We start from the raw sequence: 18538 nt of genomic DNA on the forward strand, positions 1-18538 counted from the left end.
CAAATTCTTTTCGCCTCCCGGCTCTCCACTGCGTTGCGACCGCAAGCGGTGCAGCCAGCCCGTCCCCCGCCGGCCGGATCACAACAAGGACGCGATGGGCGCGAACCTTGTTCAACAGAAAGGAGAAAACATCATGGCCAACATCGGCACCTTCACCACCGACAAAGACGGCTTCACCGGCACGCTTCGCACCCTGACGCTCAACGTCAAGGTCAAGCTGGTTCCCAACGACAAGGGCAGCAGCGAGAACGCCCCCGACTTCCGCCTCCAGGCCGCCGGCCACGACATCGGCGCGGCCTGGAACAAGACCAGCGAGGCCGGGCGGGAATACAAGTCCGTGACCCTCGACGATCCTTCGTTCCCGGCTCCGGTCTATGCCCGCCTGATCGAAGGCGAGGACGGCACGCACGACCTGATCTGGTCGCGCAGCAAGCCCCAGGCGGCGTGACCGCCGCAGCGCCCCGCTCATTGCGGCGGGGCGCTGTGCTGCTGTGCGCAGCACATCACCGCGTCACGCGCGCGTTTTCGCCGCGTCGCGCTCCTTCAACACCGCCTCCAGCTCCCGGCGCACCTGCGCCAGCAACTCGTCGGCCTTGCGCGGGCTGTCGCCCGCGTAGGCCAGCGTCAGCAGCGTGAGCGGGTGGATCTCCATCACCTCGCACAGCTCGGCCAGCTTATGCAGGGTCGGGCTTTTCAGGTCGCGTTCGAGGGTGCTCATATAGGTACGGCTGGACACGTCGGAGAACGCTTCCTGGCTCAAGCCACGCGCCTTCCTGACTGTCTTCAACGCCTTCGCCAATGAGTTCCCAGCCGCCACCTATGGTTTCCCTCGAAAAACCAAGATGACAGCCCATTGCGCCCTATAGGGCTACAATCTATAGTGTTCATTTGGTGTTCTACGTTTTCGTGCCTTTACGGAAATCCACATCGGCGGGTTCCAGCAAAGCCACGCAAGCGCATCCGTGCTTACACACGAAGGCGTAAATCCGGTTATGCGGTTCTGTGCTTGGGCGTGAAACCGCATCCGTGCATCATTGGATTTGTGGGATTGCCGACCATGCCCCAGCCACTCGCCACCGTCCCGGAGCGCGCGCAACTGCTCGCCAACGGCGAGGCCCGCGCCGCTGGCCGGGCCATCGACCCGGTGCCCGTGGTTCGGCTGTTCACGCCGGACGCGCATGTGACCTGGCTGCTGGCCGCGCTCGATCCCGCCGATGGCGACACTGCCTGGGGCCTCATCGACCTGGGGATCGGCATGCCGGCCCAGGGCACCGTCAAGCTGTCCGAACTGGCCGGCATCGTCGGGCCGCATCAGCAGCCCGTGATGCGCGACCTCTTCTTCCGACCGACACGCACGCTGTCGGAGTACACCCGGCTGGCTGAGCGCGACGGGGCTATCCCGGACTGAACACAGCCTACTGTGACTTTTTCAGTCCGGTGTCATACCGGATAGGTCTCAATCGAGATTCTTGCGGCGTAGCCGCACCAATCTGATCCAAATAGACATGATGCCCGGCGCGGGCTGCGGCAGGCTGGCTTGTATGGCGCCCCACATTGGGGCGCTGCCGCCGCAGCATTGAGACGTGTACCGCAACGCATCGGAGCCAATCGGTCTTGACAGCCCCAATCCACTTTTTAACCCATGACGTTCTGACGATGGCGATGTAGCGCGTAGCCCTGCCGTGGCGGCGAGTCCTGTTCGCGGGAGGTTGCGTCATGGTCGATCCCCATCACGTCGCGCATTGGTATCCCACTGCCGCATACCTGTATGTCTTTTGGCTGGATGCGCTCGCACTGGCTTGGGAATACCTGCGCAGGCATCCCGACTACCGGCTCGACTGGCTGCGCTGTCACCATCGGCCACAGGCGGCACAGGAAGCGGCGCACCGCTGGGGCTTGCGCCTGCTGGAAGACCCGATACTGGATGCACGCGACGCGCATCCGGCTTGGCTGCCTGGCCATGCAGCCGTTGTGCAGCTCTATCCCGACGCTGACCCGCCACAGGATGCCGCCGCCTTCGCGTTCTGGCGCATCCCCGGCCACAAGCAGTTGCTCCACGACGGCAAAGGGCTGGCGTTGATCGCGCGCAGCCCAGGCCATTGCCTGCGCTTCGCGCTCGCGCCTGGACTGGAAGACGGCATGGCTGTCGCCTATGCCCACCGCGGCGGTACTGCAGCGCCTGCGCGCAGCCAAGCACCCGGTGCGGCCCTGGTCGATGCCAAGCCCAGGCCAATACCTTCCGCGCTGCTGGAACTGCATACCCTGCAGGCGCTCGACGCGACCCTGGCGGGCGCGTCCTTGCGCGAGATCGGCGAAGGCTTGTTCGGCGTGGACGCCGTGGCCGATTGGTACAGCGACGGCGGGCTGCGCTCGAAGGTGCGCCGCCTGGTACGGCGTGGCGATGAATTGATGTGCGGCGGCTATCGCCGACTAGCACAGCTTCCGCCGCTTGAGAAGGGTCGTTTTGAGGACGACGCAAAACGGCCCTGAGCAGGACAGCTTGGTTTTCTGAGACTGCCTCCATCCGGTCGCGCTGTGTGGCCGGGCGTTTTCAACCGATGGAGGTTCACACCATGCGTCCCGCTCCTTTGCGGCCTGCCGCCGCTGTCTCGACCGCTGCCGTGCAGCCCCAACGCTATCTCACCAACGACGAAGCCGCCGAGTACCTGCGCCTGTCGCCGCGCACGCTGGAAAAGCAGCGCGTGATCGGCGGCGGCCCGCGCTTTCGCAAGTTCGGTCGCCGCGTCATGTACGCCGTGGCCGACCTCGATGCCTGGGCCGCCGACCGCAGTTTCGAGACGACCTCCGATCCCGAATACGCCGAGCACCACTCGGCCGACAGCCGTGCGCGCTGATCGGCGGCGCGCGGCAGGCCATCGCCATGTCCAGCACCGCGCTGCCGTCCCGGCAGCGGCCGTTGCAAGAGCGCGAACAGCTCGACCTGTTCCGCGCCTTGCCCGGCGACATGGCGCCGCGCGACAGCCAGGATTTGATGGCCTATCCGTTCTTCTCGCTCGGCAAGTCCAAGCGGGTCAAGCCCATCGACTTCCGCGCGGGCAACGTGACGATCCGCGTGGAAGGTACGCAGGAGCACGGCATCGCCACGATTTGGGATGCGGACGTGCTGATATGGGCGGCCTCGCAGATCGTGGAGGCAAAGGACGCAGGCCTGCGGCCGTCGCGGCTGATGCACGCCACGCCCTACGAGATCCTGCGCTTCATCGGGCGCGGCAAGTCGCTGCGCGACTACCAGCGCCTCAAGGCCGCGCTCGACCGGCTGCAATCGACCACGGTGGCCACGTCCATCCGCGAAACGACCGGGCGGCGCCTGCACCGCTTCTCGTGGATCAACGAATGGAAGGAACTGGCCGATGCCAGCGGCACGCCGCTGGGCATCGAGCTGATCCTGCCGGACTGGTTCTATGCGGGCGTGCTCGACGCCGCCCTGGTGCTGACCATCGACCCGGCGTACTTCCGGCTCACTGGCGGCATCGAGCGGTGGCTGTACCGCCTGGTGCGCAAGCACGGCGGCAAGCAGGCATACGGCTGGCAGTTCGACTTTCGCTACCTGCACCAGAAATCGGGCAGTACCGCGAAGCCCTACGACTTCGCCTGCGACCTGCGCGCGCTGGTCGCACGGCAGTCGCTGCCCGGCTACGTCCTGGGCATCGAGCGGATGCCGGACAACGGCATGGAACTGCTGACGTTCCGGCCCGTGCCGCATACGGCACGGGGATAACTCCGGGAGAGCCTGTGGATGGTGTCGTGCTATCAGGCGTGCGGGGTATCGTGCTATCAGGCGTGGGACTATCGTGCTATCAGGCGTGCCGATCGGCCGCAAATCCGCGCCAGCATTGGGTTTGCGCGCGCTCTAACTTCCCTAACTTAATTTCTCTAACTTTTAGTAGAAGCGCCGCGCCACGGTGGACAACCGCCACGCGGCCGCAAGCGCAGGAGCAAAAGCCCGGCTTTCCAACACGGAGGGCCAGGCCATGATCGTTGCGCTGCTCAACCAGAAAGGCGGCGTCGGCAAAACCACGCTCGCCACGCACATCGCCGGCGAGCTGGCCTTGAGGGGCCAGCACGTCATCCTGCTGGACGCCGACCCACAGGGTTCATCGCTGGACTGGACACAGCGCAGAAGCCAGCAAGGCTTGCCACGGCTATTCAGCGCCGTGGGCCTCGCACGCGAAACGCTGCACCAAGAGGCACCAGAACTCGCCAGGCGGGCCGATCACGTCGTCATCGACGGCCCGCCGCGCATCGCCGCCTTGGCGCGCTCCGCGCTGCTGGCGGCCGAGCGCGTGCTGATCCCCGTGCAGCCGAGTCCCTACGACCTGTGGGCCAGCGCCGAGATGGTGGCGCTGATCCGCGAGGCGCAGGTGTTCCGGCCGCTGCTCGCCGCAGCCTTCGTCATCAACCGGCGCGTCAGCACCACCGTGATCGGGCGCGAAGCGCGTCAGGCGCTCGCCGACCAGCCGCTTCCCGCGCTGCGCGCGGAAGTGCATCAGCGCATCGTGTTCGCCGACAGCGTGGCCGCTGGTCGGCTGGCCCGCGAGACGGCGCCGGACAGCGCCGCCGCCCGTGAAGTCACCGCCCTGGTCGATGAACTGCTGCGGTGGCCGACATGACTGCGAAGCCGCCACCGAACAACAAACGCACGGCCAAGCGTGTCGGCATTGGCGCGCGTCCGCCTGCGAATCCGCACGCCGAGGCGTGGATTCGCCAGGGCGACGCCGATGCGCTGGGCAAGGGCGACCTGTACACGGCTCGCCTGACCCTCGACATCACGCCCGCGATGCGGGCGCGCATCAAGGTTTCGGCCTTCACGCAAGGCGTGACCGTGGCCGACCTGCTGCGCGGTCTGTTGGAGCGGGAGTTTCCCGAGCAAAGCAGGGAGAACACCCCATGATTGCATCCACTTCGCCTGCCCCCGCGCCTGTTGCCTTCGCGGCCACGGCTGCGCTCGCAGCACCTTCCGGCCAGCCTGCCAGCGTACCGCTGACGCGCGTGGCGCTGGCCTATATCGAACCGCGCTTCAAGCTCTACCTGCGCTTTGGCGAACCCGCGCGCACGCTCCAGCTCGACCGCTGGAGGCGCTGCGCGGTGTTCCTGCCGGGCGCCATGTTCTGCCGCATCCGCTGGCAGGCCAACGACTACGGCACGATCCGCTGGCAGCTCATCGTCATGCAGGCTTGCACGCCGCTCGATGCGGCGCAGCGCATCCCCGGCGTGCAGCCGGGCGCACGCCTGCTGCTGCACGCCGAGGGAGAGAACCAAGTCCGCGCTGTGCTGGATCGCATCGACGCCATCGAGGCGCTGGGCATCGCACCTGTCGGTGCCTCGCCCGCGTACTGGCGCACGCTCGCCAACCGGCTCGCTGCGCGCTTGCCGCTGCCCGAATATACCGCCGAGCGGCACGCCGCCTGGCTGACCGGGAGGGCGTTGCCATGACGCTTCCATCCGCCGCTGCCGGTGCAACCGGCATTCCGCCGCATCCTCGCTCGCGCCTGCGCGCTCGCCTCGTGCTGGCGGGCCTGTCCGTCTGCGGCCTCGCTGCGCTCGCTTGGACGTTCCTCGTGCAGCCGCTGCCGCGCTTGATCTACAACCCATCCGACAGCGTGGCGGTTGGTTGGTATCGCGTCGATCCACTGGGCAACGGTACCGACTCGCTGCCACGTCCTTTGTCCGTGGACAGCATCGTCCTGACCGCGCTGCCGCCAGATGCCGCCGCGCTGGCTGCGCAGCGCGGCTACCTGCCGGCGCGTGTGCCGCTGCTCAAGCGCGTGGGCGCCGTCGCGCCGCAGGAGGTGTGCATCACTGGCCGCGTCGTCCGCATCGACGGCGTGCCTTCGGCCGCCGTGTTGCCGGCTGACCGCTGGGGCCGCCCGCTGCCATCCTGGCAGCAATGCCGTCACCTCGAACCCGGCGAACTGTTCCTGCTCAGTGCGACCAACCCGGCATCGTTCGACAGCAGGTATTTCGGGCCGGTCAGCGCATCCGCCGTGATCGGCGTCGCGCATCCGGTCTGGCTGGAGTCCCGTCCATGATGGCCGCCGACTTGCTGCACGTTGCCGTGCATCTTGTCGTGCCATCGGGCGTGTCGTTCTGTTGGTCGTCGCCGCGTCGTCGCGCGTGCAGTGCGGGTGCATTCGCACCGCACTTCGCGCTGCCTCGGGCACAGCCATCCCATGTGCAGGCGTCTTGCCTCGAACGCGCCCGGCCTGCGGCCGTGTCCGCGTTCGCCGGCGGGCTGGCTGCTCGCAGCACAGCGCCGCCGGGCCGCCGCTGCCCGGAGCGTCAGCGAGGGGCAAAGGCGGAAGGCAAGACAAAAGGACGCGGCACCGGGCCGCGTCGAAAGCCTGTCTGCACATGGGGGTGGCGCGGCACGCAGCGGCTTCGCCGCCGTGCCGCGTGGGGCGCGAAGCCCGCGCCAATCCAGGCATGTCCGCGTGCTTCGCACGACCGGACACGCTGGCGCTTGCAGGGAGCACAGCCATGACCGACCGCCGCGATGACGATTTCCGCATCCGCCCCAGCGCCCCGAAGAACCGGGGCCAGGGCTTCATCTCCAAGGTGCTCAAGCAGGCGGGCAAGGCCAGCAGCGGCAAGTCCTCGGTGCGCCGTCCCGCAGCCAGCGGCAGCGGCGCACGCGCTGGCCAGCGCCCCGGCTCGCGCCTGGGACGCGGCCACACGGCGGCGCGCTTCGCGGGCGCGAAGCTCACGCCCATGTCGCGGCGCGTGACCATCAAGACGCTGCTGGTCAATCAGCGCCAGGCCAGCCCGCAGTCGCTCGCCAAGCACCTGCGCTACATCGAGCGCGATGGCGTGGGCCGCGATGGCGAGCCGGGCCAAGCCTACGGGCCGCAAACCGATGCTGCCGACCTCGACGCCTTCAAGGAACGCTGCACCGACGACCGACACCATTTCCGCTTCATCCTCTCGCCCGAGGATGGGGCCGAGCTGGAAGACCTGCGCACCTACACGCGGCATCTCATGGGCCGCATGGAAGCCGACCTGGGCACGGGCCTCGATTGGGTGGCCGTCAACCACTGGAACACCGATAACCCGCACACGCACATCGTCGTGCGCGGGAGCGACGACACCGGCAAAGACCTCATCATCGCGGGCGACTACATCGCCGATGGCTTCCGCCATCGTGCCGCCGAACTGGCGACCGAATGGCTGGGGCCGCGCACCGAACTGGAGATCCAGCAGACCTTGCAGCGTGAGGTGGAGCAAGAGCGGTGGACGAGCCTCGACCGCACGTTGCAGCGCGAGGCCGGCGAGGATGGCCGGGTGCAGATCGAACGCCTCAACGAACCCCGGCTGCAACGCCAGCGCCTGCTGCTGATCGGCCGGCTGCAACGCTTGCAGCGCCTGGGCCTGGCCGACGAGATGCAGCCGGGCACCTGGGCCGTTCATGCCGACGCGGAAAAGACCCTGCGCGCCCTGGGCGAGCGTGGCGACATCATCCGCACCATGCAGCGGGCCATGCGCGGCGAGCCGCGCGAACTGGCGGTGTTCGAGCCGGGCGACGATGGCCGAACCATCCTCGGCCGCGTGGCCGCGAAGGGGCTGGCCGACGAGCTGCGTGACCGGGGCTATCTGGTCATCGACGGGGTGGACGGCAAAGCCCACTATGTTGCGCTCAACGCCCGCGACGAACTGGCGAACTATCCGACCGGCGCGGTGGTGGAGGTGAAGGGATCGGCTGACGTGCGCGCCGCCGACAAGAACATCACCGCACTGGCGAGCGGCGGCCTATACCGCACCGACCATCACCTGGCCGTCGCGCAGGGTCAAGCCGTGCCCGGCCGAGATCCGCAGGAAGTCGTCGCGGCCCACGTCCGCCGGCTCGAAGCCCTGCGTCGGGCCGGCATCGTGGAGCGCGTGGCTGAGGGGCTATGGAAAGTGCCGGACAACCTGGCCGAGCGCGGTCGCCTGTACGACGCACAGCGCCTCGGCGGCGTGGCTGTGGAGCTGAAATCGCACCTGCCCATCGAGCGGCAGGCCCGCGTGATCGGCGCGACCTGGCTGGATCAGCAGTTGATCGGCGGCGGCAAGGGCCTGGGCGAGCTGGGCTTCGGCGGCGAAGCCCGACAGGCGCTGCAACAGCGCGCCGACTTCCTCGCCGAACAGGGATTGGCCGAGAAGCGCGGCCCGCGCGTGATCCTGGCGCGCAATCTGCTGGCGACTCTGCGCAATCGGGAACTGGCCCAGGCCGCAAAGGACATTGCCACGGAAACCGGGTTGGAGCATCGCCCCGTAGGCGACGGGCAGCGCGTGGCCGGCATCTACCGGCGCAACGTCATGCTCGCCAGCGGGCGCTACGCGATGCTCGATGACGGCAAGGGGTTCAGCCTGGTGCCGTGGAAGCCAGTGATCGAGCAACGGCTGGGGCAGCAGATTGCAGCGACTGTGCGCGGCGGCAGTGTTTCATGGGAGATCGGGCGACAACGAGGGCAATCCTTGAGCTGACAGTCGCATCCCTGCGGTAGACGAAGCACGCGCCGCCCACACTCACGTCTCGCTAGCCCTGCGTCGCTTCGAGGGTGATTTGCGCCCCTTCGGCGTACTCTCAGCATATTCCCGGCCAGTCGCCTCCAGCCCTGCAAGAGCGAACTTGTGCAGGTGTGACGTCAGTTCTTGCCTTGGCATCCGTAGCACCTGCTGCGGGGGGCCTGGTAGTCCGCCGTTGCCTGCGACCAGCAGCATCAAGCAGGGAGCCGCAATGCTGATCATGCAGCGAAGCAATGCTGGGTCGCTTTCAGGAATGCCAGTGACCTCGCCGATGACGCGCCTGATGAAGGTGAACTTCGGTTCCAGATCCTCTTGGTATAGAACCTGAAGATTCGACGACGGCGCTAGCAACTCGCGTGCAAAGAGCCGTGCGTGCCAGCCGTCGTTTCCTATCGTGGCTTCGGTCAGTCTGTCGATGCACCATTTCAGCTTCTCACGCGCGGGCAGCGCGCCTTCGACGACTTGTTGCAGATCGTCGAAGCTGATGATCCGCCGGTGACCTTCGACAAGAACGGCCTGATAGAGGCCGCGGCGACTGCCAAAGTGATAGTTGATCGAAGCGAGGTTCACGCCGGCTTTCGCAGCGATGGCTTTGCTGGTGGTTTCAGCGTACCCGGTGGCCGCGAACAACGATCCTGCGGCTTCCATGATGCGGGTACGGGTCAGCTCGCCATCGGTACGGGGGCTGCGGCGCGGTTTGGTCATAGCTAGTTCTGTGATCGGGGTGGGCGGGCTGATTGTGCTTGAACTGAACTTTAAATTCAATTTAACTTTAGTGTATGCTCGCGCTCATACCAAGCGGGCGCAGGCCAGCGCGCCCTTACACGCCCCCTTTCGAGAGACACCATGTTTACGAAACGGCTGGTTCCACCCGACGGCAGCGCCATTGCCGACTTGGCCTTGGGTCGCCCTGGCGCTCCGGCGCGTGCTGGCCGTCGGCACCTCGCCTCACGCATGGCCGCTGTCGCCGCGTTGCTCGGATTGCTGTGCGTAGTGCCCAGTAGGGTGGCACAGGCGCAGTCGTGCCCTGACGGGAAGACACCTCTGTTGTCGTCCGGGACGATCAACCTGCGCATTGACAACGATCTGTTCGGAAGGCTGGGCCAGGATCAAGGCTACTCGAACGGCTTTTTGGTCAGTTGGGTATCGCCCAACCTGGTCGATTACTCCCATGATCCGTGTCTGCCATTCCTCGCCCGCCGGCTGAACCAACGCTTGGCCTGGCTACAGCCGGACGGGTTCGACGAGCAGAACATGACGATCGGGATCGGGCAGATGATGTATACCCCGACCGACAAGGTGCCTTCTCACCTCATCGAGGATGATCGTCCATTCGCCGGCGCGTTGATGCTGAGTTTTGGCTACAACGCCCGTCGCGGCGATTCTCTGCGTACTTCGCAAATCCGCGTTGGCGTCGTCGGGCCTGCTTCGCGGGCCGAGCAGGTGCAGAACTGGTGGCATGGTGTCATCGGCGTGGATCGCTTCAACGGCTGGGATCACCAGTTGCGTGATGAGCCAGTCGTGCAGTTGATCCATGAGCGCCGCAAGCGCGTAGCGCGGCACGTAGGCACAAGTGGCTGGGGTTGGGACTACACGCGCCACTGGGGCATGAGCCTGGGAAATTTTGCGACCTATGCCAATGCCGGCGGCGAGTTGCGCTTCGGCCTGCGCCTCCCGGATGATTTCGGCACCGCGCCGCTGCGGCCGGCTGGCGAGAACACCGCGCCGGTGAAGGTGGCCGCCGGCCAACCCTGGAACTGGCACTTGTTCGTGGCCGCAGACGCCCGCTGGGTACTGCACGACATCACACTCGACGGCAACACCTTCAAGTCCAGCCACAGCGTCGATAAGCGCCCGTTCGTGGCCGACCTCGGCTATGGCGCTGCGATCTACCGCGGCCACTGGCGATTCGCATTCGCGCGCTACTTCCGCACGCGCGAATTCCACGGCCAGAAGGAAACCCCGGTCTACGGCACGTTGACCATCGGCAGGCGATTCTGACCACGGATGGCGGGCGCCTGCGGATGTGCTTGCGCCTAAACATTAAATTGCATTTAATCTTAGAGTATGCTCACAGCCCGAGTTGCCACTAAGCCCACGGAACACCGTCCATGAAGAAGCCTCTCATCCTCCTTGCAGCCATCGCGGCAGTGGTTCTCGTAGCCTGGGCCTGGTGGCATTTCAGCCACCGTGATGGCGACGGCGCGCTGGTGCTGTACGGCAACGTGGACATTCGGCAGATTTCGCTGGCGTTCGACGGCAGCGGCCGGGTGGCGGAACTGCACGCCGAGGAAGGCGACCGCGTAACGTCGGGAACTGTGCTGGGTGTGCTGGATACCCGCACGCTGGCGTTGCAGGCCGAGCAAGCGCAAGCACAGATCGGCGTCCAGCAGCAGACGCTCCTGCGCCTGCGCAACGGCTCACGGCCGCAGGAGGTCGCGCAAGCCCGCAGCCGTGTGACCGCAGCACAGGCTGACGCCTCGCAAGCCGAACAAGACCTCAAGCGCCTGCAAGGCATTGCGGCCAATACCCAAGGGCGCGCCGTGAGCGCGCAGGATCTGGACCGCGCCCGAAGCCATCTACAGGTCGCGCAGGCGAAGGTCGCGGAGCAACGCGAAGCATTGCGCTTGACCGAACTTGGACCGCGTGCGGAAGACGTGGCGGGGGCGGAGGCACAGCTCAAGGCGGCGCAGGCGCAACTGGCCTTGTTGCAGCACCAGATCGCCCAGGGCGAACTCAAGGCGCCCGCCGACGCGATCGTGCGTTCGCGGCTTCTTGAGCCGGGCGACATGGCCACGCCCCAGCGGCCGGTTTTCGCCTTGGCGTTGACGCAGCCGAAGTGGGTTCGCGTCTATGTCGGCGAACCCGACCTGGGCCGGGTCAGGCCCGGCATGGAGGCCCGCGTCGTCACTGATGGCCGCCCCGGCCAGTCCATCACTGGCAAGGTCGGCTACATCTCATCGGTTGCCGAGTTCACGCCCAAGTCGGTCCAGACCGAGGAACTGCGCACCAGCCTGGTTTACGAGGTACGGGTGCTGGTCGATGACCCGCAGGACGTGCTGCGCCTTGGACAGCCGGCAACCGTTCACCTGACGACCGGCACCGCGCAATGAACGACAGCGACACAACGGTCATTGCCGAGGGCCTGCGCAAGACCTTCGAGGCGCCGGGCGGCGGCCCGTTGCTTGCGGTGAACGATGTGTCGATGACGATACGCGCGGGCGAGCTGACCGCCCTCGTCGGGCCGGACGGCGCAGGCAAGACAACCTTGCTGCGCATGATGGCCGGGCTGCTTAAGCCCGACGCCGGGCGCCTTGAGGTGCTGGGCATCGACGTGGCGGCCAATCCGCAGGCGGTGCAAGACCGCATCAGCTACATGCCACAGCGCTTCGGGCTGTACGAAGACCTGAGCGTGCAGGAAAACCTGGACTTGTACGCCGACCTGCACGGGGTGCCGCCTGCCGAGCGCAGCAGACGCTTCGCCCGGATGCTGGAGATGACCGACCTCGTGCGCTTCACCGCACGCCCGGCCGGCAAGCTGTCCGGCGGCATGAAACAGAAGCTGGGCCTGGCCTGCACGCTGGTGCGCTCACCCGATCTGCTGCTGCTCGACGAACCCAGCGTCGGTGTCGATCCGCTGTCGCGGCGCGACCTGTGGAAGATCGTGCAGCAATTGGTCGATGACGAGAACCTGAGCGTGATCGTCAGCACCGCGTACATGGACGAGGCCGAGCGATGCGCGCAGGTGTTCGTGATGAACGCGGGCCGGTTGCTGGACGAAGGCACGCCGGCCGCGTTGAGTGAGCGCGCTCGCGGCTTGACCTTCACCACGTCGCCTCCAGCGGGGATGCCTGCCCGCGATCTACAGGCGCGATTGATCGACGCCACCGAACTGATCGTCGATGCGGTTCCCCAGGGCGGCGCGGTTGACTTCATCCGCCAACCGCAGGCCACCACCGACGAGGTGAACAAGCTGCTTGGCGATGCCGGCTGCGAGCCACGCCCGGCGGAACTCGAAGACGCTTTCATGATGATGCTGCGCAAGCAGCAGCAGGACGAGGGCCAGGCGCCGGAACTGCGAGCAGCGTCGCACGCGCAGGTCATGAATGGCGATGCCGATGGGCCGGTGATCGTGGTCCGCGATCTGGTACGCAAGTTCGGCGACTTCACCGCCGTTGCCAGCACATCGTTCGAGGTGAGCCGCGGCGAGATATTCGGTTTGCTCGGCCCCAATGGCGCGGGCAAGACCACGACATTCCGCATGTTGTGCGGGTTGCTGCCAGCCACCAGCGGCCATCTGGAGGTCGCTGGACTCAACCTGCGCACGGCGCGCGCGCAGGCGCGTGGGCGCATCGGCTACGTGGCGCAGAAATTCGCGCTGTACGGCAACTTGACCGTGCGCGAGAACTTGGAGTTCTTCGGTGGCGCCTACGGGCTGCGCGGACAGGTGCTGCGCGAGCGCGTTAACGGCACTATCGAGGAATTCGGGCTGGAACCGATGGCGGTCAGCGGCCTGCTCCCCGGCGGCTACAAGCAACGCCTGGCAATGGCCGCTGGCCTGCTGCACCAGCCGGAAATCCTGTTCCTCGACGAACCGACCAGCGGCATCGACCCGCTGGCACGGCGTGCCTTCTGGCGGACGATCACCGCGCTGGCGCAGAGTGGCGTCACTGTCATCGTCACCACCCACTTCATGGAGGAAGCGGAATACTGCGACCGCATCGCTATCCAGGACGCCGGGAAGATGCTGGCACTGGGCACGCCGCAGGAGGTCCGCGAACAGGCCGGGGGCGACGGCAGCACTGACATGAACAGTGCGTTCATCGCCATCGTTGAACGCGGTCGCACCGAAAGCCAGCGCGCGATAGTGGGAGCCGCTGCATGAATACCTCGGGATTCATCAGGCGATTCTCCGCGCTGCTGCGCAAGGAAGTGCGCCAGATGCTGCGCGACAGGAGCACGCTGGCGGTCGGCCTGATGCTGCCGGCTGTGCTGATCCTGCTGTTCGGCTATGGCCTGTCATTCGACGTGAAAAACGCGCCGGTGGCCGTAGTGCTGGAGGACAGTTCGCCGTCCGCGCGCGAGGTGCTTGCCGGCCTGGAGGGATCGCCCTATCTGGCGCCCGTGTGGACGACCAATATGACGGAGGCCGAGCGCCGGATGCGCGACGGGGAAGTGCGCGCCATCGTGCGGGTTCCGGCGGACTTCTCGCGCAGACTAGCAGCGGGGCAAGCCCAGGTGCAGTTGCTGCTGAACGGTGTCGATTCCAACACGGCCGCTGCCGTTGACGGCTATGTCGGTGGAGCCATCGCAACCTGGGCGCAACAGAAGGCCGACCGCGCTGGCAGCAAATCCGGTGCCGGTGGCGTGGAGCTGGTGCAGCGCATGTGGTTCAACGAAGCCTCAACCAGCACCTGGTATCTGGTGCCGGGCTTGATTGCGCTGGTAATGACGCTGATCGGCGCCTTCCTGACTTCGCTGCTGATCGCGCGCGAGTGGGAACGCGGCACGCTGGAATCGCTGTTTGTCACGCCGGTACGGCCGCTGGAAATCGTGCTGGCCAAGCTCGCGCCCTACCTGTTGGTCGGTGCCATTGACCTGGCGCTGTGCCTGCTCGCGGCCAAGTTCCTGTTCCACGTGCCGATGCGCGGGTCGCTGTGGGTGATCGTGTTTGCCTCGCTCTTGTACCTGACGGTATCGCTGCTGCTGGGCCTGTTCATCTCCGGCAAGACGCGCAACCAGTTCCAGGCGAGTCAGGTAGCCCTGCTGGTCAGCTTCATGCCGGCATTGATGCTGTCGGGTTTCATCTTCGACTTGCGCAACGTGCCCGTGGTGGTTCAGGCGGTCAGCCAGCTACTACCGGCAACGCACTTCGTCGGGCTGATCAAAACGCTGTTTCTGGCCGGTGACAACTGGCCGATGATTCTGCGCGACTGCGCGATTCTGAGCCTTTACGCGCTCGTGCTGACCGGCGCCGTGCGCCGCACGTTGCGCAAGACGCTGGACTGACGCCATGCACGCATTTCTCACTCAACTGGCGTCGATCGGCTTCCTCTGCCGCAAGGAGTTTCTGGCGCTGTTCAAGGAGCGGTCCAGCCGGGCAATTCTGTTCGTACCCGTTCTGATGCAAGCCCTGCTGTACGGCTACGGCGCGACCTACGATCTCAGCTATGCACCCTATGCGGTGCTGGACCAGAGCCGGGGCGCGGCCTCGACCGAGTTGCTGGCGCGTGTGGATGGCACCGGCGTGTTCAAGCGCGAAGCCTCGCTGAATACGCCGCAGCAGATCGCTCAAGTCGTCGATCGGGGCCATGTGCTGCTGGTGCTGCACTTCCCCGCAGACTTCGACGCCCGGCTGGCTGGTGGTCAGCAAGCTCCGTTGCAGATGATCCTTGACGGCCGCAATTCCACGACCGCCGGGGCGGCGGCAGCCCAGGTCAGTGCCATCGTCGCCGCTTACAACCGATCGCGCACCGGCACGCCTGCGGTCAGCGTGGAGCGACGTGCTTGGTACAACCTCAACCTGGAGTCGCGCTGGAACTTGATGCCGGCACTGATTGCCGCGTTGAGCCTGATCCAGACTTTGCTGCTGTCGTCGCTGTCGGTCGCCCGCGAACGCGAGCAGGGCACCTTCGACCAGTTGCTGGTGACGCCGCTGACGCCCATGCAGATTCTGGTCGGCAAGGCCGTGCCGCCGATGCTCGTGGGCGTGGCGCAAGCGACCATCATTTTGCTGATCATCCGCTTCTGGTTCCAGATACCGATGAACGGCTCCCCGTGGCTGCTCTACCTGGGGCTGGTCGTTTTCACCTGTGCCACCGTGGGACTCGGCCTGTCGATTTCCGCGCTGTCGCTGAACATGCAGCAGGCCATGCTCTACACCTTCCTGCTGATCATGCCGATGATGCTGCTGTCGGGCTTGCTCACGCCGGTGAGCAACATGCCTGAACCCCTACAGATCGTCACCTATGCCAATCCGCTGCGCTTTGGCATGGACCTCGTGCGCCGCGTCTATCTCGAAGGCGCCGGGTTGCGCGAGGTCGCCTTCGACTTCGTTCCCATGCTGGTGATGGCAATCGTCACGCTGCCGCTGGCGGCCTGGCTGTTCCGCAACCGCCTCTCCTGATCCGGGGTATTGGCTATGTCCGACTTTCGCATTCTTCGTGGTCAACCGTCGCGCTTGGCGGTGTGCCTGCTCGCCCTCGCAATGGCTGGCTGCGCGGTGGGGCCGGATTTCGTCAAACCCACGCCGTCGGCCCCGGATGACTGGACAAGTTGGCGCAGCGCCGACGATGCGTTGCGTACCCCTGTCGGCAACGAGCAGGCGTTGCCGGCGGACTGGTGGCGGGCGTTCGGCGATCCGACGCTGGACCGCCTTGCGCAACGGGCTTTCGAGGCAAGCCCGGACTTGCAAACGGCCGCGCTGCACTTCGCCCAGGCGCGTGCGCAGCGCAGCACCGTCGAGGCTCAACGCGGGCCGCAGGTCAACGCCAACGGCGGCGCGATCCGCCAGCGCCAGAGTGAGTATGGCGCCAGCACACGCATGATCGACGCCATCGGCGGCGACCGATCGACGCTGGCACAAGTGCTGAGTGAGCCTTTCACGCTCTACCAGATCGGCTTCGACGCCTCCTGGGAGCTGGACCTGTGGGGCCGCGTGCGCCGCTCGATCGAGGCAGCCGACGCCGAAGTGTCCGGCCAGGCGGCGCTGCTGGATCTGGCCCGGTTGAGCCTCATCAGCGATGTGGTGCGCAACTACTTCGAGCTGCGCACCACACAGCGCCAGATCCGCCTGGCGCGCGAGGACATCGCCGCGCTGGAGGAGCGCGTGGGCCTGCTGGAAGCGCGCGTGCAGGGTGGCATCGTCGATCACCTGGACCTGGAGCGCCAGCGCGCCGAATTGGCGGCGGTGAAAGCGCAATTGCCGGGGCTGCTGGCGCAGGAAGGCGCCAGCGCCAACCAGATCGCGCTGCTCCTGGGCGAGCGGCCCGGTGCCTTGCGCAACGAGCTGGCTGCCGTCGCCGACGACGGCAGGACGGCGTTGCCGGACTTGGCGCTGGGGCTGCCGTCGGAAGTTGCCCTGCGCCGGCCCGACATTCGCGCCGCCGAGGCTCGCCTGCATCGGGCCACGGCCAGCATCGGCGTTGCGCAAGCCGAGCTGTACCCAAGCATCCGCCTGGGTGCGCGGTTCGGGTACGAGTCCTATCTGAGCGGCGAATTCTCAGCCTGGGGCAGCCGCACATGGTCGATAGGACCGACTCTGAGCCTGCCGCTGTTCGACCGTGGCCGCCGCAAGAGCGTGGTGCAGTTGCGCGAGCTGGAGCAGCAAGAAGCGGCAGTGAACTACCAGAGGACCGTGCTCAAAGCCTGGCAGGAGATCGACGACGCGCTCAGCGGATACACCGCAGAGCAGCAGCAGGAACGTGAACTGCAAGCCCGAATGCACAGCGCCGGCCAAGCCTACGAACTGGCCCAGGCACGCTACGACGGCGGCATGGCCGATTTCCTCTCCGTGCTCGACAGCCAGCGTAGCTATTTGCAGGCGCGCCGCGAATTGGCAGCGAGCGAAGGGCGCGTGGGCACCCGCTACGTGATGGTCAACAAGGCCATTGGCAATACACAACTATCGGAAGGCGGCGTGACGAAATGACGAGCTTCGTTAGCGCGTACTCCGAGCGCACAGATCAACTGTTGTTGGTTGTGGAATTGGTCTGCTCGCATGATCGGGAACACTGCGGCGATTCGTCCTACCGGATACGGGAGGGGTGAAATGGAACTTCGGCATCTGCGCTGTTTCCTGGCCGTGGCCGAAGAACTCCACTTCGCCCGCGCGGCGGAAAAGCTGCACATCGAACAATCGCCACTGTCGCGTGCGATCAAGGAGCTAGAAGAAGAACTTGGCGTTGTGCTGTTCGCCCGCACCACGCGCAGCACGCGACTGACCCGTGCTGGAAAGCTGTTCTTGGAACACGTGCGCCGCGTGTTCACAGTCTTGGAACAAGCACGCGATAGCGTGAAAGCGGCGGCCCACGGCTTCCACGGACAATTGCGCGTGGCGTTGTCGGACGGCATCACACCGTCGCGCTTACCGGCTTTACTGGCGCTATGCCGACAGGAAGAACCGGAAGTTGAACTCCGATTCTTCGAGGTGCCGCTGTCACAGCAGATCAAGGGGCTGCATGACGATCTGTACGACGTGGGGTTTGCGCAGTCCGATGAAGTGGGCGATGGCATCACCACCATGCCTGTCTGGAGAGACACGCTCATCGTGACGGTGCCAGCGCGACATCCGCTGCTGGCACACAAGCGCATCCCTTTGGAGGAACTGCTGCGCTATCCGCTGGTTCTATGCGATCCACAAGTGTGCGAAGGCCATGCCAAATTCGTCGATCGGGTGCTACGTCGGGCCGACATGGAGCCGCTGGTCGCAGAACGGGTCGCTACGTGTGATTTGATGATGGCCTTGGTATCGGCCGGTTTCGCACTTGGGTTTACGGGTGCCGCGCGCATTGCCGCGAACCCTGACTCCGGCGTAGTGGCCCGACCGCTGGCGTTGCGCGTGCCGCCGCTGACAACCTACCTGCTTTACCCCGCCGGCGAGCCGTCCGATGTGCTGGCGCGGTTCATTGAGCGCGTGCAGGCCATCGAGTCACCGGAACCCCCAAGGCCCAAGTCGGGCCGTCAATCCGATTCCCTGGAGGAACCTGAGCCATGAAAAAGATCATCCCGTTCTTACTGGCGGCCGCGTTGACTGCTTGCGGCCAGTCCGAAACGCCTCCGAAGGCCAACACGTCGGAAGCGAATATCCCGACGGTGGAAGAACTGGCGTCCAACCCCGAACGGTTGAAGGAACTGCGCCAGCAATGCAAGACGGATCGCCCCAAGCTAGGCGACGTGCTGTGCAACCGGGTGGCCGAAGCCACGCGCAAGCGATTCTATGGCGACGGCGAGACGCCCTACACGCCGCCGAAAGAATCGCCGAAGTTCTGACCGTTGGCGGCTCGCCGCCTCGCCT

Annotated in this window: 20 protein-coding genes; 18 read left to right on the forward strand and 2 right to left on the reverse strand. The window is 65.9% G+C overall.

From position 1 onward, the window contains the following. Positions 1-133 precede the first annotated feature (133 nt). Positions 134-448 (forward strand): DUF736 domain-containing protein, encoded by a 315-nt coding sequence (locus BV908_RS18970; RefSeq protein WP_003107092.1) that lies wholly within the window; start codon positions 134-136, stop codon positions 446-448. Positions 449-511: 63 nt separating this feature from the next. Here BV908_RS18970 and BV908_RS18975 read toward each other — a convergent pair whose 3' ends face one another. Further along, positions 512-817, reverse strand: a complete 306-nt coding sequence (locus BV908_RS18975; protein WP_036193277.1) for a helix-turn-helix transcriptional regulator — start codon at positions 815-817, stop codon at positions 512-514. A gap of 240 nt (positions 818-1057) precedes the next feature. Here BV908_RS18975 and BV908_RS18980 point away from each other — a divergent pair, with 240 nt between their 5' ends. The 9 genes from BV908_RS18980 (at position 1058) to BV908_RS19030 (ending at position 8481) form a co-directional block, all read left to right on the forward strand. Continuing rightward, positions 1058-1408, forward strand: a complete 351-nt coding sequence (locus BV908_RS18980) for a DUF2958 domain-containing protein (RefSeq protein WP_036193275.1) — start codon at positions 1058-1060, stop codon at positions 1406-1408. Between the two features lie 308 nt (positions 1409-1716). Continuing rightward, a complete protein-coding gene (locus tag BV908_RS18985) occupies positions 1717-2490 on the forward strand; it encodes a DUF2285 domain-containing protein (RefSeq protein WP_036193272.1) in 774 nt (257 codons plus the stop codon). An 83-nt stretch (positions 2491-2573) separates the two neighbouring features. Further along, positions 2574-2855 (forward strand): helix-turn-helix domain-containing protein, encoded by a 282-nt coding sequence (locus BV908_RS18990; protein ID WP_031656927.1) that lies wholly within the window; start codon positions 2574-2576, stop codon positions 2853-2855. A 26-nt stretch (positions 2856-2881) separates the two neighbouring features. Further along, a complete protein-coding gene (locus BV908_RS18995) occupies positions 2882-3739 on the forward strand; it encodes a replication initiator protein A (RefSeq protein WP_031656926.1) in 858 nt (285 codons plus the stop codon). 253 nt (positions 3740-3992) lie between these two features. Next, positions 3993-4631, forward strand: a complete 639-nt coding sequence (gene parA / locus BV908_RS19005) for a ParA family partition ATPase (RefSeq protein ID WP_024889325.1) — start codon at positions 3993-3995, stop codon at positions 4629-4631. After that, a complete protein-coding gene (locus BV908_RS19010; RefSeq protein WP_024889324.1) occupies positions 4628-4912 on the forward strand; it encodes a hypothetical protein in 285 nt (94 codons plus the stop codon). Before parA ends, BV908_RS19010 begins: the two co-directional genes overlap by 4 nt. Beyond that, a complete protein-coding gene (locus BV908_RS19015; protein ID WP_103738931.1) occupies positions 4909-5454 on the forward strand; it encodes a DUF2840 domain-containing protein in 546 nt (181 codons plus the stop codon). The genes BV908_RS19010 and BV908_RS19015 overlap by 4 nt, the downstream gene beginning before the upstream one ends. Further along, entirely contained in the window at positions 5451-6050 is a 600-nt protein-coding gene (locus tag BV908_RS19020) for a S26 family signal peptidase (RefSeq protein WP_031656923.1), read from the forward strand. The genes BV908_RS19015 and BV908_RS19020 overlap by 4 nt, the downstream gene beginning before the upstream one ends. A 448-nt stretch (positions 6051-6498) precedes the next feature. Continuing rightward, complete coding sequence (locus BV908_RS19030; protein ID WP_103738932.1) at positions 6499-8481, forward strand: relaxase/mobilization nuclease and DUF3363 domain-containing protein; 1983 nt, start codon at positions 6499-6501, stop codon at positions 8479-8481. A gap of 42 nt (positions 8482-8523) precedes the next feature. On the opposite strand, the gene BV908_RS19035 is transcribed toward BV908_RS19030, so the two are convergent. Beyond that, the gene (locus tag BV908_RS19035) at positions 8524-9228 is read right to left on the reverse strand and encodes a CerR family C-terminal domain-containing protein (protein ID WP_103738933.1); all 705 of its coding nucleotides are present in this window, start codon (positions 9226-9228) and stop codon (positions 8524-8526) included. Between the two features lie 249 nt (positions 9229-9477). Here BV908_RS19035 and BV908_RS19040 point away from each other — a divergent pair, with 249 nt between their 5' ends. The 8 genes from BV908_RS19040 (at position 9478) to BV908_RS19075 (ending at position 18513) form a co-directional block, all read left to right on the forward strand. Further along, on the forward strand, positions 9478-10524 hold the full coding sequence (locus tag BV908_RS19040) for a lipid A deacylase LpxR family protein (protein WP_031656920.1): 1047 nt from the start codon (positions 9478-9480) through the stop codon (positions 10522-10524). A 110-nt stretch (positions 10525-10634) separates the two neighbouring features. After that, on the forward strand, positions 10635-11636 hold the full coding sequence (locus tag BV908_RS19045; protein ID WP_033475074.1) for an HlyD family efflux transporter periplasmic adaptor subunit: 1002 nt from the start codon (positions 10635-10637) through the stop codon (positions 11634-11636). Next, entirely contained in the window at positions 11633-13408 is a 1776-nt protein-coding gene (locus tag BV908_RS19050; protein ID WP_031656919.1) for an ATP-binding cassette domain-containing protein, read from the forward strand. Before BV908_RS19045 ends, BV908_RS19050 begins: the two co-directional genes overlap by 4 nt. Further along, positions 13405-14532, forward strand: coding sequence for an ABC transporter permease (locus BV908_RS19055; RefSeq protein WP_031656918.1), 1128 nt, complete (start codon positions 13405-13407; stop codon positions 14530-14532). Before BV908_RS19050 ends, BV908_RS19055 begins: the two co-directional genes overlap by 4 nt. Before the next feature lie 4 nt (positions 14533-14536). Then, positions 14537-15649 (forward strand): ABC transporter permease, encoded by a 1113-nt coding sequence (locus tag BV908_RS19060; RefSeq protein ID WP_031656916.1) that lies wholly within the window; start codon positions 14537-14539, stop codon positions 15647-15649. A 15-nt stretch (positions 15650-15664) separates the two neighbouring features. Continuing rightward, on the forward strand, positions 15665-17173 hold the full coding sequence (locus BV908_RS19065) for an efflux transporter outer membrane subunit (protein WP_031656915.1): 1509 nt from the start codon (positions 15665-15667) through the stop codon (positions 17171-17173). A 120-nt stretch (positions 17174-17293) separates the two neighbouring features. After that, positions 17294-18238 (forward strand): LysR substrate-binding domain-containing protein, encoded by a 945-nt coding sequence (locus BV908_RS19070; protein ID WP_103738934.1) that lies wholly within the window; start codon positions 17294-17296, stop codon positions 18236-18238. Then, positions 18235-18513 carry an EexN family lipoprotein gene (locus BV908_RS19075; RefSeq protein WP_031656913.1) on the forward strand — a complete coding sequence of 93 codons (279 nt, stop codon included), beginning with the start codon at positions 18235-18237 and terminating at the stop codon, positions 18511-18513. The genes BV908_RS19070 and BV908_RS19075 overlap by 4 nt, the downstream gene beginning before the upstream one ends. Positions 18514-18538: the final 25 nt, after the last annotated feature.

Source organism: Diaphorobacter sp. LR2014-1 (assembly GCF_002916785.1).
Taxonomy (GTDB): Bacteria; Pseudomonadota; Gammaproteobacteria; order Burkholderiales; family Burkholderiaceae_C; genus Diaphorobacter; species Diaphorobacter nitroreducens.